Here is a 14,539-nt window from a genome sequence, read left to right as displayed (position 1 = left end):
ATGACCGCGAAGTGCGTCAGCCCCAGCGGACCGTGCGGCCGCCGATCTTCGGCGGCCGCAGACGACCGTTGTCCAGCACCGTGAACCGGGAATCACGGGTGAAGAAGTTGCGGTACGCGGTGTTCAGGTCCGCGAGGGCCTGCCACGACACCACCGCCGACACCTCGCCCAGCCACGCCCCGCTCCGGAGTCGCCCTGGCCCACGTGATGACCCACTACGACAACTCGGCGTCCCGACACGTACGGCAGGCCCTGCCCACGGGCGGCCCGCCGGACGCGCAGCCCGTCGTTGAACACCACCCGCGCGCATCCGAACACCTTCGCCAGCGCGACCCGCTGGCCGGGCGCCGGACAGCCCCGGAACCGCTACCGGAGCCGCACGAAACACACGACACCAAGTTGGCCTATGCCACAACTCGACGGTATCCGCACCTCCCGACCTAGTGCGCCACTACCACCGGGCAACAAGCTCTGGTCGGGCTCGTACGTTGCCGGCTCCGTCGGCCGCCGCCACCGGGCATCGTGAAGCAGTACATTGAGCAGCAAAACCGGCCAGGTCAGAGCACTACTCGGGCCCTGGCGGGCCGCCCAGCGCGGGCCTTCACCCCCGGCCTGAAGGCCGGAGCACCGGCCCGCATTCCTGTAGCGCCGGCAGATGCCGCGGCGGCGGGGAGCCGTGCGCCAGCATCGCGTCGTGCCACTGCCGGGCCGGTACGCCGGCTGGCCGCGCCGCCGCCACCTGCGCCACCTCGGCGTAGCCCACGAAGTACGTGGACAGCTGGGTGGAGGTCAGCAACGCTCGACGCCACTTGCCGGCCGCTTCGCCCTCCTCCTGGAAGCCCCGACCGGTCATCAGCGCCATCGCCTCGGCCTGCGGCAGCTCCGCGCAGTGCGTCAGCTGGTCCAGGATCGCGTTGATGGTCATCCGCAGCTGCATCTTCAACTGCTGCAGCCGTACCGGCAGGCCACCGAACCCGGCGTCGACCATCATCTCCTCGGCGTACACCGCCCAGCCCTCGACGAACGGCCCGGACCGGCCGACCGCCCGCACCCGGGTGGTGCCGAGAAACCGGCGGGCGTGCGCCAACTGCAGGAAGTGCCCCGGCATCGCCTCGTGCACGGTCAGGTTACGCACCATGTGGTCGTTGTACTCGCGGTAGAACGACTCGACCCGCTCAGCGGGCCAATCCGTCGGCGTCGGCGCGATGCAGTAGAACGTCGGCACGTCGGCTCGCTCCAGCGCCCCAGGCGGGTCGCAGTAGGCCACCGCGACGCCCCGGGCGAACTCCGGCATCTCCTGGATCACGCACCGGTCGTCCACCATCGACACCAGATCGTGGGCGGCGACGAACTCGGTGGTCTCCCGCATCGCGGTCTGCGCCAGCGACACAATGGACGAGTCGTCCGGATGCTCGGCGGCCAGCCGGGCCAACGCGGCGCGTACCGTGTCGTCGGTGGCCGGCCCACCGGTCAGTTCCGCCGCCGCCGCCCGGATCTCGCCGGTCACCCGCTCCAGATTCGCCCAGGCCCGGTCCAGCACGTCGGCGGCGGTCAGCTCGGTGTCCAGGGTGTGCCACAGCTGGGCCTCCCACAGCCGCCGGCCCAGCCGTGGGTCCCGCCGGTCGACGTCGCGGTCCAGGCTGTCGCGCAGCCAGCCGGCAAACTCGTCCAACGCGAACGCCGCCTCGGCCGCCAGCGGCTCGACCTTGTCCCGCAGCCCCGGCTCCTCGGCCAGCAGCCCCGGCACCTGGTCTCGGACCAGCGCGGCGGTGCCGGCGAACTGGCCGGCGGCGGTCTCCGCGTGGATCGCCGGCACGCCGCGCAGCGTCTCGCGCGCGGTGGCCAGCACGTCCGGTACGGCGCCGAGCCGTCCGGCCAGGCTGGTCAGCCGCTGCGCGGCCGGCGCGAACGGGCGGGCGATCAGCCCGTGCAGCAGCGGCCCCGGATTGTAGACCAGCGGATTCCACTCCCGGGCACGCACCTCGGTCAGCTCGAACAGCCGCCGGTCGACGATCGACGACAGGATCGCGTGATCCACCCGCTCCTGGGCGGACAGTGTGTCCGCGTCCACCTCGGCGAGCGCGTTGGTAGCGTCCAGCAGCATCGTCGCGGTGGCGGCGACGCCATCGACGGACAGGTCCGGCAACCGGTCGTCGTAGCGGTGGTCACCGGCCGACGACGCCAGGACCGGATCGCTGGCCAGCAGCGCGTCGATGATGCGTTCAGCCAGAGGTACGAACGACGCCATGCCACCGACCCTAGGCCATCCCACCGACGCTATGCGCCGATCAACCCGGCGAGTGTCCGGACCGGCGACTCCAGTTCGCCCGGTGAATGCGCGGCATAGCCGAGCACCGGTCCGGGCCGAGCCGCGGCCACGGCCAGCGCCGCGTCGTCGACCCCGGCCGGCAGCTCCAGCACCAGGGCCATATTGACCGAGCCGATGTACGCCACCTGGTCCGGTGCCACCCCTTGCCGGCAACCGACCGGCTCCCGGTCGTAGCGGAACTCGGCGTCGTAGCCGTCCTCGATGATCAACCCGCCGGTACGCCGGGCCCAATCGAGCAGCTCGTGACGGCGGTGCGGGGCCAGCACCACTCCGCCGATCCTCGATGCCGACCGTCGTCGCGCCGCGCTCCCGCAGTGCGGTGGCGAGCAAATCGAATGCCTGCACGGCGCCGGTGGTGACGAACAGCCGGGCCGGGTCGGTCCGGGCGGCCCTGACCCGGCTCAGGTAACCGGCCAGGCCGGTACGCAGCCGCAGCACCGCCACCCGGTCCCCCGGTCCCCGCCGGTCCGTGCAGTGGTCCTCGCGGCGGGTCCGGTGGGGTGTGCTGAGCCGCCGGGCGCGGCGGGGTCGCGGCGACCGTGGTGCCGGCACCCCGTCGGGCCAGCAACCAGCCCTCGGCGGACAACTGCTCATACGCCTCGCCCCTTCGGGAGACCATCAGCTCGGCGGCCAAGTTGCGGGTGGACGGCAGTCGGGTGCCGGCGGCGAGCCGGCGATCGCCGATCGGCGATCGCCGCGCACCGGTCAGCTGGTCAGTGAGCCCTGCCCGGGTCCGGTCCAGCTCGACCAGCACCAGGCCAGGCCCTGCGGTACGCCGTTGCCACCGTTGCCGCTGGCCGCGCTGGTTCGCTACGCGCCCCGGCTCGCTGGCGGCCCCCGCCCGGCAGGTCACCGTCGGCGGCGCTCGGCTACCTGGCGGTGATGCTGACCGTGGTGGCGTTCCTGGCTTGGTTCACCGGGCTGCGCCGGCTCGGAGTGGAACGTCGACCGCCGCCCCGACCGGGCCGGTCCCGGCCGGGCCGGTCCCGGCCGCGCCGTGCCGGCGTGTTCATCGGCGTACTGATCGTCGCGGCCGGCCTCGCCATCGGGCTGGGTCGAGTCTTGCCGGCCCGGCAGCTCCCGCGCCAGGTAGTCGACGCCGCGCCGGTCGAGCCAGAGCACCAGCAGGGCGTGCGGTGCGGTTAGCCCGGCCAACACCGCGAAGCCGGTGGACAGCCCCACCTGCGGCGTGGCCGAAACGGCGAACGGCACCAGGACAGCCAGCACGGCTCCGGTAGGGATCGCCGCCTGGGCAGCGAACCGCCGCAGTGCCGGACCGAGCCGGCCGGCGGCCAGGGTGGCAGCGTTTCCGGGGTCGGCCAGCAGCAGCCGGGCCACATGCCGCACCGAGTGACCCGCCGCGAAGTAGGTGCCGAACGCCCACCCAGGCGGCACCAGTACGAACACGGCGATCAGCAGCCCGAGGTATCCGGCGTCGCCGCGCCGGCCAGCCCGTAGGTCGTTGACCATGGTGGCGACCACCGCCGCGCCGGCAAGCACGACGGCGCTCACCCGGACCTCGCTGTTCAGCAGGTACGCCGAACCGGCGCCGATGCTCTCCAGCAGCGGATCAACGTGGTCCGGCCAGAGCGTCAACGGCAGCAGCACCGGCGGCGCTCCGTAGGCGAGCACGGCGTACGGCCGAGTCGGTGTTCGTCGCGCGTCCCGTTGCCGGTGGAACGCCTCGTCGCCGGTGCCGAAGTGGACGACCGCGACAATCAGGAACACGACGAGCGCCGGGCCGGAGAAGCGGTGGCAAATCCACCAGACGAGGACAGCGAGGCAGGCGTACCCGACGAGCAGGCTCACTCGTGGCCGCCAGCCGTCGCTGGCGGGTCTCAACCAGGCCGGCACCAGATGGTCGACGGCGCCGTGGGGTAGGCCGAGTAGCAGCCCCACCAGCAACGGCAGCGGCGAATCGACCGCTGGTGTCGAGTGGTTCAGCACAGCCAGATGGATCAGCAGCACCGCGCCGAACGCCGGTACAACGACCCACCCGGCCCGACTCAGCAGCCAACGGTCGGCAGTCAATGCGTGACGTGCAGGTTGCCCCGGTCGGCGAGCAACCGCAGCCGCCTCAGGTCGAGCGCGCTCCACACGATCTTCATCAGCACCGTGAGGACCACGAACACCGCTGTCGTGGTGGGCTCGTCGAACACGCCGAGACCGGCTGGTCCCACCAGCCAGACCAGGGTGAAGCCGAGCCACAGGGCGCTGAGCAGCACGGCCAACTGGTTGAAGTGAGTCCGCATCTGGTCCGGCTGCTGAGCTGCCGCTCTGCGCAGCGGCCCCCAGATCACCACGAAGTTGGCCGCAAGCGCGAGGACGCCGACTCCGTAGGCGAGGTATCGCGTGGCCGGTTCGAGCGCCAGGTCACCAACCAGTCCGCAGAAGATCATGGGAACGCTGGTCACTACCACGAGGGCCGCCAGGTCGGTCCTCCTGCCGGCCGACGCATGCGTTCCGACCAGCACCAGCGCGTAGCCGAGCAACGGGGCGGTGACGATCCAGTCGGCGTAGTACCCCCAGTGCACGGCGTGGTCGCCGGCCGCGGTCAGGGCGCCTCCAAGCGCCATCACCGCGTGCCAGATGGCAGACCAGATCAGGATGACGATCGCGAGCAGGTACACGACGACCGGGACGCCCTTGGGCTCGCGCATCCAGCGGACGAAGTACAGCACGGCACCGAGCGCGACCACCACGAAGGACCACAACCACAACTGCGACACCACGAACCCTCCGCAGTCGGGAAGCCCGCCGGAACATCTTCCCAACGGTATCCCCTTCCCACGCTCTTGGTAGCTATTCGCAACATCAGCCGACCTGCCAATTGCACCGTCCACCTAGGCTTGAGTCGTGCAGGCGGAGACCCTGACCAACATCACGGCGATCATCCTGTCGGTCGTCTCGCTCACCGTCTCCGTGGTGCTCGCCGTCCGGCAGAACCGCAGGCATCCACCGGCTACGCCTTACCGGTCGTCCTCGATGTCCTCGACCAGTTCCGGACCCAGGAGTTCTTCGACGCCCGCGAGTACATCTCTTCGACCAGCTGAATCAGGAGTACGACCCACCTGTGGCGTACTCCGACCACTCCTCCTCGGCGAGGCTCGCCAGAGCCTGTCGACGCGGCTGTCAACTGCCGGGCAGCGGTGGGAGAATCACCGATCATGAACGAGCAGGCCGGCACCGACGAGAGCATCCACGAACCGACCGACGGCGGTACGGCAGCACGCGCGCCTCGGCGGCAACGGTGGACCCGCCGCGCCCCATGGCTCGCCTTCGGCATCGCCGCCACGGTGCTCGTCGTCGACCAGCTGACGAAGATGTGGGCGGAGGCGACGCTGACCCGGGGCGAGCGGATCCCGCTGGTCGGCGACGCCCTCGGCATCCAGTTGATCTACAACCCGGGTGCCGCGTTCTCCTTCGGCGAGAACACCACGTGGATCTTCACCATCGCCGCCGCGATCGGTGTCGGCGTGACCGCCTGGTTCGCGTGGCGGGCCCGCTCCCGGGCCTGGGCAACGGCGCTCGGCCTGGTGCTGGGTGGGGCGTTCACCCATCTGCTCGACCGGGTGTTCCGGAAGCCGTCGTTCGGGCAGGGCCACGTAGTCGACTTCATCGCGTACTTCGACTGGTTCATCGGCAACGTCGCCGACATCGCGCTCTTCTTCGGCGTCGTCACGTTCCTCACCCTGGAGTTGATCGGCATCCGGCTGCGCCCGGAGGCCTCCGAGCCGTCGACCGGTGACGGTGCCGACCGGTGATGCCACACCACCGCCGTCACCCGGCCGCAGCGCGGACGGCGGCGGCGTACGCGAGGGCTGCCCGGCGTAACGCGCCTTCGGCGTCCAGGCCGTCGGCTCGGGCCTGCGCGACCAGCGCAAGCAACCGCGCGCCGAGCCGCGTCGACGGATCCGCCGCACCGTCCGGCTTCAGGTCGGCCGCGTCCGGCTGCGGCAGCGGTACGTCGACCCCAGCGCGTCCAGCCCGCCGCAGCACCTTGTCGGCCAGTGACAACGCCGGCTGGGCGAGCACGATCCCGTCCATCGGTGACGGAGCGCCGCCCACCCCGGAAGCGACACCCGACGCGGCCCGTTCGGCGGCCTTGATCCGCTCCCAGTTGTCGACGATCTCATCGACGTCGGCCACCGCGACACCGGCGAAGACATGCGGGTTGCGGCGAATCATCTTCGCCACCAGGCCGCCGGCCACGTCGTCGACGTCCCAGCGCTCGCCGTCCGGCAGCTCCTGGGCGAGTCTGGCGTGCAGCACCACCTGCAGCAGCACGTCACCCAGCTCGTCGCGCAGCGCCGCCAGGTCACCGGCGGAGATCGCGTCGTACGCCTCGTAGCTTTCCTCCAGCAGATACCGCGCCAGCGAGTCGTGGGTCTGCTGCCGCTTCCACGGATCGCCGCCCGGTGCGACGAGCCGGTCCATGACCTCGACCGCGTCGAGCAGCCGGGCGCCGGGCGGATCCCAGGAGCCGTACATCAGCTCCAGCTCGGCGAGGGCGGGCTCGCGGGCCAGCCGCAGACCCAGCCGGCGGGCCAGGTCCTCGTCACCGGCCGGACCGGCCAGCCACACCGCCGTACCGTGCTCGGCGGCCGCCGCCAGCAGCGTCTCCTCAACCGACTCCGACTCCGGTACCGGCACAGTGACAGTGCCACCGGCGACGCTGACCGCCGTGGCCAGCTCACTGTCCAAGCCAGCGAACACCGGAAACCGGCGTACGACGTCCCAGGCCTGCGCGGTCAGCAGCCCCGCCGGCAGCCGGGGCGAGGTGACCAGTAGGACGATCCGGGCGGTCACTGACGTTCGGAGACCGTGCCCGAGTCGCCGCCACCGAGCGGGATGCCGACCGCGACCACGTTGCCCTGAGGGGCCTGGAAGCTGAGCACCGGAAACTCCAGCGGACGGTACCGCGGGTTGACCGTGACGTCCTGCCCGGCGACCGCGTCGGCGAGCGCGTCGCGGGCGGCCAGCGAGGAGCGCAACTGCTCACCGTCGAGCTGGCCGGCGGCCTCCTCGTCGGTGACCTCGTCCGGGATCACCCCAGCGGCCCGGCCCTTCTCGACCAGGTCGAACAGCTCTTCCTGGGTCGGCTGCACCTGGCCGCCGGCCTGCAGGCCGACGATACAGTTCCAGGCCTGCGAAGCCGTCTGCCCGTACTCCGATGCGGGCGGCAGGCCCAGCTGCTCCGGGGAGACCGGCTGCGCGCCGCTCGGCACATCGAGCTGGGCGCAGACGTCGGCGAGCACCAGAGCGCTGACTACCTGCTGCCGAGTCGGCAGCGGCGGGGCACCCTGCTGGCCGGCCTGCTCGCCGAGCTGGTCGGCCATATCGTCGATGAGGCTGGTCACCTGCTCCTCGGTGTACTGCTCGTCGCCGACATAGGCGGCGACCCCGGGCTGCGACCGGCAGGCGGACAGTACGGCGACCCCGACCAGGGCAATGACGGTGATCGACGCCAGGCGACGGACACGCTGCATGGACGACACTCTCTCACGCACCCCTGCCGGCCGGTGCACCGACCCGGGCACTGTCCGTCGACGGTACGGCACCCGTCGTCGGCGGGTCACCGAGCACGTCACGCAGCAACTGGGCGCACCAGTCCAGCAGTGCCTGGTCGCGCAGCGGCTCGCCGCCGATCCGCCGGGTCGTCGGCCGGGGCACGCTGACCTGGTCGGCGGCCGACTTGTAGACCGAGTCCGGGTGGTAACGCTTGAGCCGCAGCTGCTTCGAGTCGGGCAGCACCAGCGGGGCGAACCGGACATGCTTGCCCTGCATCGACACATCGGTCAGCCCGTACGCCTTGGCCAGCAGCCGGAACCTCGCCACCGCCACCAGGTTGCCGACCTGCGCCGGTGGTTCGCCGTACCGGTCGGTCATCTCGGCGACGACCTCCTGCAGCGCGGCGGCGTCGCGGGCCCCGGCAAGCTTGCGGTACATCTCCAGCCGCAGCCGCTCCACCCCGATGTAGTCGTGCGGCAGGTGCGCGTCGACCGGCAGGTCGACCTTCACCTCGGCGGCCTCGGCGTCGTCGGGCGACTCGCCCTTGAAGTTCTGCACCGCCTCGCCGACCATCCGCACGTACAGGTCGAACCCGACGCCCTCGATGTGGCCGGACTGTTCGCCGCCGAGCAGGTTGCCGGCGCCCCGGATCTCCAGGTCCTTCATCGCCACGTACATGCCGGCGCCCAACTCGGTGTGCTGGGCGATGGTCGCCAACCGCTCGTGGGCGTGCTCGGTCAACGGCTTCTCACGCGGGTAGAGGAAGTAGGCGTACGCCCGCTCCCGACCCCGGCCGACCCGGCCGCGGATCTGATGCAGCTGGGCCAGGCCGAGCAGGTCGGCCCGCTCCACGATCAGCGTGTTCGCGTTCGGGATGTCGATGCCGGACTCGACGATCGTGGTGCAGACCAGGACGTCGAACTCCTTCTCCCAGAAGCCGACCATCACCTTCTCCAGGGCGTCCTCACCCATCTGGCCGTGCGCCACCGCGACCCGCGCCTCCGGCACCAGCTCGCGCAGCCGCCGCGCAGCCTTGTCGATCGACTCGACCCGGTTGTGCAGGTAGAAGACCTGGCCGTCGCGGAGCAGCTCACGGTGGATCGCGGCGGCGACCTGCTTGTCGTCGTACGCCCCGACGGCGGTCAGCACCGGGTGGCGCTCCTCCGGCGGGGTGGCGATCGTCGACATCTCCCGGATGCCGGTGATCGCCATCTCCAGGGTGCGCGGGATCGGCGTCGCCGACATGGTCAGTACGTCGACCGAGGTACGCAGCGACTTCAGGTGCTCCTTGTGCTCCACCCCGAACCGCTGCTCCTCGTCGACGATGATCAGCCCGAGTGCCTTGAAACGGGTGGCCGACTGCAGCAGCCGGTGGGTACCGATGACGATGTCGGCGGTGCCCTCGGCGGCCATGGTCAGCGTCTGCTCGGTCTCCTTCGGGGTGGCGAACCGGGACAGCTGCCGAATCTCGACCGGGAACTGGGCCATCCGCTCGGCGAACGTGTTGAAGTGCTGCTGGGCGAGCAGCGTCGTCGGCACCAGCACCGCCACCTGCTTGCCGTCCTGCACCGCCTTGAACGCCGCCCGTACCGCGATCTCGGTCTTGCCGTAGCCGACGTCGCCGCAGATCAGCCGGTCCATCGGGGTCGACTGCCGCATGTCGCCCTTGACCTCGTCGATCGCCGCCAGCTGGTCCGGGGTCTCGGTGTACGGGAAGGCGTCCTCCAGCTCCCGCTGCCACGGGGTGTCCGGGCCGAAGGCGTGCCCCTTGGCGGCCTTGCGGGCCGCGTACAGCTGGATCAGCTGGGCGGCGATCTCCCGGACCGCCTTGCGGGCCCGGGTCTTGGCCTTCTGCCAGTCCGAGCCGCCCATCTTGTGCAGCGTCGGCTGCTCCCCGCCGACATAGCGGGACAGCTGGTCCAGCTGGTCGGTCGGGACGAACAGCCGGTCGCCGGGCTGGCCGCGCTTGGCCGGCGCGTACTCGATGACCAGGTACTCCCGGTCGGCGCCGTTGACCTTGCGCTGCACCAGCTCGACGTAGCGGCCGATGCCGTGCTGCTCGTGCACCACGTGGTCGCCGGCGCGCAGCTCCAACGGGTCGATGGTGTTACGCCGCCGGCTCGGCATCTTGCGCATGTCCTTGGTGGACGCGCCCCGACCGCCGCTGATGTCGGCGCCGGTGACGATCGTCAGCCGGGCCCGCTCGGCGACGAAACCGTTGCCGAGGCTGCCGCAGGTGACGACCAGCTCGCCGGGGGTGGGCGCGGTCGCCAGGGTCTCGACGAGCGTCGCGCCGAGACCGGCGTCGCGCAGCACGCTGACTGACCGCTGTGCCGGCCCGTGCCCCTCGAAGACCAGCACCACCGACCAGCCGTCGCCGGTCCAGCGTTTGAGGTCGTCGACGACCCGAGCGGTCTCCCCGTGGTACAGCGGTGCCGGGACGGCGGCCAACGCCACCGCGTCGCCAGTGTCCGGGCTGACGCTCACCGGGGCCAGCGCGTCCTCCCATGGCTGCGCGCCTGCTGTGTCGGTGTCGGTCGCCGTGTCGGCTTCGGCCAGGCCGAACGGGGACAGCGTCCACCACGGCTGGTCGAGCGTGGCGGCCACCGCGCGTACCTCGGCGAGGGTGCGGAAGGCTGCTGCGCCCAGGTCGATCGGGGCCTGGCCTCCGACGGCGGCCGCAGCCCAGCTGGCTTCGAGAAACTCCGCCGAGGTACGGACCAGATCGTGGGCCCGGGTGCGGATCCGCTCCGGGTCGCAGAGCAGTACGTGGGTGCCGGCCGGCATGCAGTGCAGCAGCAGCTCCATGCTGTCGGTGCCGTCCAGCAGGGCCGGGGCCAGTGACTCCATGCCTTCGACCGGGATGCCCTCGGCCAGCTTGTCCAGGATCTCGCCCAGCTCGGGATGCTGCTTGGCCAGCTCGGCGGCCCGCTGGCGTACCGGGTCGGTGAGCAGCAGTTCCCGGCACGGCGGTGCCCACAGCCGGTCGACGGCTTCGATGGTGCGCTGGTCGGCGACGGCGAAGGTGCGGATCTCCTCGACGTCGTCGCCCCAGAACTCGACCCGGGACGGGTGCTCGTCGGTCGGCGGGAACACGTCCAGGATGCCGCCGCGAACCGCGAACTCACCGCGCTTGGTGACCAGGTCGACCCGTGCGTACGCCATCGAGACCAGCCGGTCGACGACCTCCTCCAGGCTGGCCGCCCGGCCCGGTGCCAGCTGGACGGGTTCCAGGTCACCGAGCCCTTTGAGCTGAGGCTGCAGCACGGAGCGGACCGGGGCCACGACCACCCGCAGCGCACCGGTCACCCCGCGCGCCGACTCGGCAACCGGATGGGCGAGCCTGCGCAGCACCTCCAGCCGCCGCCCGACAGTGTCCGAGCGGGGCGACAGCCGCTCGTGCGGCAACGTCTCCCAGCTCGGGAAGACCGCCACCTGGCCGGCCGGCAGCAGGTCACCGAGGGCGGCGGCCAGGTCGTCGGCCTCCCGGCTGGTCGCGGTGACCGCCAGCACCGGTCGCCCCGCCCCGCCCGCCTGCGCCTCGGCGGCCACCGCCGCGACGGTGAACGGACGCAGCGCCGGCGGCGCGGTGACGTCCAACCCGTCCTTTTCCGGCGTGGCGATCTTGGCCAGATCCCGTACCCGGGTCAGGGCGGGATCGGCGAGGGCGGCGCTGAGCAGGCCGGCGAGCGCGGTCATGGTTACAACCTCCGCGGTGGGATACGCCTTGCTGTGGTGCGCGCTTCGGCGGCGCGCACGCGACGACAACCCCACGCCCGGTCCGGGCGGGGGGTCAGGCCTACCAGCCTATCCGCCCACCGATCCGCCCTCACCCACTAACCTCGCCGGACATGGGCACACCGACCAAGAAACGGTTCGTCGAACTCAGCCACGTCGTCCGGGACGGCATGGTCACCTATCCGGGACTACCCGCTCCGGCGATCACCGAGTGGCTCAGCCGGGAGGCCTCGGCCGAGCGGTACGCGGCCGGCACCACGTTCCGGATCAACCAGATCACGATGATCGGCAACACCGGCACGTACCTGGACGCCCCGTCGCACCGCTGGTCCGACGGGGCGGACCTGGCCGGACTGCCGCTGGAGAAGCTGGCTGATCTGCCCGGCGTGGTGGTCCGGGTGCCGTCCTCGGTGCGAGCGGTGGACGCCGCGCTGCTGCGCCCGCACCTGGCCGGGGCTGCCGTCGCCGGCGACGCGGCTGCCGACGACGGCACGGCCGCCGGCGGCGCGGTGGCGGGGCGGGCGGTGCTGCTGGACACCGGCTGGTCGGCGCACTTCGGCACCGAGCGGTACGCCGACCCGGACCACCCGTACCTGACGGCAGACGGGGCGGAGCTGCTGGCCTCGGCCGGAGTCGCCCTGGTCGGCATCGACTCGATCAACATCGACGACACCGCACCCTCGGCCAACGGTGCCCGGCCGGCGCACAGCATCCTGCTGGCCGCCGGGATCCCGATCGTCGAGCACCTACGTGGGCTCGGCGAGCTACCGGCGTACGGGTTCCGGTTCAGCGCCGTACCGCCGATGTTCGCCGGGCTGGACACCGCGCCGGTCCGCGCGTACGCCATCGTCGACTGACCCGTACTGAACCTACGGCCGCCGACCGGCTTACCGGCCTGACCGTCACCGGCCGCCCCGTCAGCCGGCACCCGTCAGGCTGCACGGCGGAGCCGGGACGCGACGTCGTCGCGCAGCAGTCGCGGGATGAGCCAGGTCAGGGCGAGCGCCTGCGCGCCGTCGAGCGGCCACTGGTCGACGTCGTCACCGAGTCGAAATTCCAGCAGTACGCCACCAGCCAGCGCCGCTGCCGGACAGGTCGCGCCGGTCCGCTGCCTGCGGGCCGCCTGCGGTGCTCCGGCCGGATCGAGTTGCCAGCGGCCGACAGCGACGTCCACGCACGGGTGCACGTCGGTCGCGGCGACTCGCAGCAGGCGAGACGAGTGCCAGGCGGCACTGTCGGGCGTAGTGGCGCAGTCGGGGCCGCGCAGACACCACGGCGGATGGGCGCGCTTCGGTAGATTGCTCATGGGCCGGGGTCCTCTCCCGGTCAAGGCCCGGGATCCTGGAGCGCCAACTCCACCCGGGCCGCCTACAGATCTCACCACTTCGACCTGCCACGGTCGACTTGCTCAATCTAGGATTACCTGTCATGTCAGGTCAAGCCCTGTCGGTTCTTGACATTGACGCTCGGACAAGATCCGTGATCACATGGGCATACCTGCCACGGAAGTCATGCCCATGCCTGCCTACACGAAGAAGCAACGCCTGATCGACACGCTGACCTCGCGGATCGAGTCGGGCGAGTACCCGCCCGGCGCGAAGCTGCCGTCCGGCACCGAGATGTGCGCTGAGTTCGACGTCTCCCGCCAGGTCGTCCGCGCCGCGATCGACTGGCTGAAGGCACGCGGGCTCGTCGACGGCGCACCCGGCGCCGGTGTCTTCGTGCGGAAGCAGTCGGACCGGTAACGAGCCGACGGCTCATGCGCGAAGGCGTCTTGGTGCGGGAACAGTCGGATCGGTGACGTAACCGGCCGCCGGGGCAGCGGGAAGTCGTTCCTGGCCGGCAGGCTCTGCCGATGCCGATCGCCGCCAGAGTCCCCCGCGAGTTGAGGTTCGCCCCGTTCTCCGGTAGCCGAGCGGTGGCTGCCGGCCGAATCACCTGGCGAATGCTCCGCGGCCCTGCCTGGCAACGGCTGCTTCCCGACGTCTACGTGGAGGCAGCGTCGTACGACCCCGACGACCACCGGATGTGGTGCGAGGCGGTCGCGGTGAAACTGCCGATCGGCGGGGCGATCAGCGGGCTGAGCGCCGCGTACCTCTGCGGTGTCGACCTGCTTCCCCGCCGCAGCCCGGTGCACGTCACCCTGCCCCGATCGACTCGACCGAAACCCAACCGACAAATCGCGGTCACCTACGCCACGCTCGCTCCGACCGACGTCACGACGTTGTTCAACGACATACCGATGACCACCGAGGTGCGCACCGCGTTCGATCTGGGCAGGCTGCTGCCCCGCGCCGACGCACTCGCCGCACTCGACGCCATGTTGCACCGGCGCCTGCTGAGCCGCGAGGCCCTCACCCGCTACCTCGACACCAAGGCGGGTGCGCGCCTCGTTTCTCAACTGCGCGAACTCGTCGCGCTCGCCGAGCCGCTGGCCGAGTCGCCGATGGAGTCACGGCTCCGGCTCCTACTGCACGACGCCGGCCTGCCTCGCCCGACCCCACAGTACGAGGTGCGCCTTCCGCCGCCGGGGGTGGCGTCGCCGGCAGCGCACCCCGCATCGCGAGGCCGCTTCATCGCCCGCGTCGACCTTGCTTACCCGCAGTGGCGAATCGCCATCGAATACGAGGGTGACCACCACCGGGAACGCATGACCTTCCGCCGGGACGTGACTCGCTACAACGCGCTGCAGGCGGCCGGCTGGTTGGTGGTGCGCTGCACGGCCGACGAGGTGCTCCGACAAAAAGAACACCTCGCTCATAGTGTCCGCCGGGCGATCGCCGGACGGTCGCCGACCACAGCTGACGCCAAGATCATGTGAGCGCTATGGACGTCTCGGCGACCCTGAGACGTCCATAGCGCTCACATGATCTTGCAGAGCGCGGACCCAACCTCACCCGGACAGCCGACAAGAGGGGCGGAAGCTCCGAAGAGCGCAGTAGGCGCAAGCAGCGAGAGAGG

The 14,539-nt window shown here is 71.2% G+C and carries 15 protein-coding genes; 4 read left to right on the top strand and 11 right to left on the bottom strand.

Features of this window, described 5'->3' with window-relative positions:
- Positions 1-16: 16 nt before the first annotated feature.
- The 7 genes from ACFHWS_RS01130 to ACFHWS_RS01100 form a co-directional block, all read right to left on the bottom strand.
- Entirely contained in the window at positions 17-154 is a 138-nt protein-coding gene (locus ACFHWS_RS01130) for a hypothetical protein (RefSeq protein ID WP_416555995.1), read from the bottom strand.
- Positions 124-318: a helix-turn-helix domain-containing protein gene (locus tag ACFHWS_RS01125; protein ID WP_416555994.1), complete on the bottom strand. Its 195-nt coding sequence runs from the start codon at positions 316-318 to the stop codon at positions 124-126. Before ACFHWS_RS01125 ends, ACFHWS_RS01130 begins: the two co-directional genes overlap by 31 nt.
- A 283-nt stretch (positions 319-601) precedes the next feature.
- Positions 602-2,248: a DUF885 domain-containing protein gene (locus ACFHWS_RS01120; protein WP_416567441.1), complete on the bottom strand. Its 1,647-nt coding sequence runs from the start codon at positions 2,246-2,248 to the stop codon at positions 602-604.
- A gap of 29 nt (positions 2,249-2,277) precedes the next feature.
- On the bottom strand, positions 2,278-2,598 hold the full coding sequence (locus ACFHWS_RS01115) for a hypothetical protein (RefSeq protein WP_416567507.1): 321 nt from the start codon (positions 2,596-2,598) through the stop codon (positions 2,278-2,280).
- Positions 2,535-3,083 (bottom strand): GntR family transcriptional regulator, encoded by a 549-nt coding sequence (locus ACFHWS_RS01110; RefSeq protein ID WP_416567440.1) that lies wholly within the window; start codon positions 3,081-3,083, stop codon positions 2,535-2,537. The genes ACFHWS_RS01115 and ACFHWS_RS01110 overlap by 64 nt, the downstream gene beginning before the upstream one ends.
- 95 nt (positions 3,084-3,178) lie before the next feature.
- A complete protein-coding gene (locus tag ACFHWS_RS01105) occupies positions 3,179-4,360 on the bottom strand; it encodes a Brp/Blh family beta-carotene 15,15'-dioxygenase (protein ID WP_416567439.1) in 1,182 nt (393 codons plus the stop codon).
- A complete protein-coding gene (locus tag ACFHWS_RS01100; RefSeq protein ID WP_416567438.1) occupies positions 4,357-5,061 on the bottom strand; it encodes a bacteriorhodopsin in 705 nt (234 codons plus the stop codon). Before ACFHWS_RS01100 ends, ACFHWS_RS01105 begins: the two co-directional genes overlap by 4 nt.
- A 435-nt stretch (positions 5,062-5,496) precedes the next feature.
- On the opposite strand from ACFHWS_RS01100, the gene ACFHWS_RS01095 reads away from it, so the two are divergent.
- On the top strand, positions 5,497-6,093 hold the full coding sequence (locus tag ACFHWS_RS01095; protein ID WP_416551385.1) for a signal peptidase II: 597 nt from the start codon (positions 5,497-5,499) through the stop codon (positions 6,091-6,093).
- A gap of 16 nt (positions 6,094-6,109) precedes the next feature.
- Here the strand turns inward: ACFHWS_RS01095 and ACFHWS_RS01090 are convergent, their stop codons facing one another.
- From ACFHWS_RS01090 to mfd, 3 genes are read right to left on the bottom strand one after another with little or no spacing between them, the layout of a single operon-like run.
- Positions 6,110-7,138, bottom strand: coding sequence for a MazG family protein (locus tag ACFHWS_RS01090; RefSeq protein WP_416551384.1), 1,029 nt, complete (start codon positions 7,136-7,138; stop codon positions 6,110-6,112).
- Entirely contained in the window at positions 7,135-7,818 is a 684-nt protein-coding gene (locus ACFHWS_RS01085; protein WP_416551383.1) for a hypothetical protein, read from the bottom strand. The genes ACFHWS_RS01090 and ACFHWS_RS01085 overlap by 4 nt, the downstream gene beginning before the upstream one ends.
- A 13-nt stretch (positions 7,819-7,831) precedes the next feature.
- A complete protein-coding gene (gene mfd / locus ACFHWS_RS01080) occupies positions 7,832-11,539 on the bottom strand; it encodes a transcription-repair coupling factor (RefSeq protein WP_416567437.1) in 3,708 nt (1,235 codons plus the stop codon).
- 152 nt (positions 11,540-11,691) lie between these two features.
- Here mfd and ACFHWS_RS01075 point away from each other — a divergent pair, with 152 nt between their 5' ends.
- Positions 11,692-12,435: a cyclase family protein gene (locus tag ACFHWS_RS01075; protein WP_416551381.1), complete on the top strand. Its 744-nt coding sequence runs from the start codon at positions 11,692-11,694 to the stop codon at positions 12,433-12,435.
- A 74-nt stretch (positions 12,436-12,509) separates the two neighbouring features.
- On the opposite strand, the gene ACFHWS_RS01070 is transcribed toward ACFHWS_RS01075, so the two are convergent.
- On the bottom strand, positions 12,510-12,884 hold the full coding sequence (locus tag ACFHWS_RS01070; protein ID WP_416551380.1) for a hypothetical protein: 375 nt from the start codon (positions 12,882-12,884) through the stop codon (positions 12,510-12,512).
- A gap of 211 nt (positions 12,885-13,095) precedes the next feature.
- Here ACFHWS_RS01070 and ACFHWS_RS01065 point away from each other — a divergent pair, with 211 nt between their 5' ends.
- Both ACFHWS_RS01065 and ACFHWS_RS01060 read left to right on the top strand, forming a co-directional pair.
- Positions 13,096-13,323 (top strand): winged helix-turn-helix domain-containing protein, encoded by a 228-nt coding sequence (locus ACFHWS_RS01065; protein ID WP_416551379.1) that lies wholly within the window; start codon positions 13,096-13,098, stop codon positions 13,321-13,323.
- Positions 13,324-13,433: 110 nt separating this feature from the next.
- A complete protein-coding gene (locus ACFHWS_RS01060) occupies positions 13,434-14,399 on the top strand; it encodes an endonuclease domain-containing protein (RefSeq protein WP_416551378.1) in 966 nt (321 codons plus the stop codon).
- The last annotated feature ends 140 nt before the right edge of the window (positions 14,400-14,539 follow it).

It is taken from the genome of Micromonospora sp. LOL_013 (assembly GCF_048060315.1).
In the GTDB taxonomy this organism is placed as follows: Bacteria; Actinomycetota; Actinomycetes; order Mycobacteriales; family Micromonosporaceae; genus Micromonospora_E.
The sequence above is the reverse complement of the archived record's forward strand: the minus strand, read 5'-3'. Positions and strand labels throughout refer to the sequence as shown.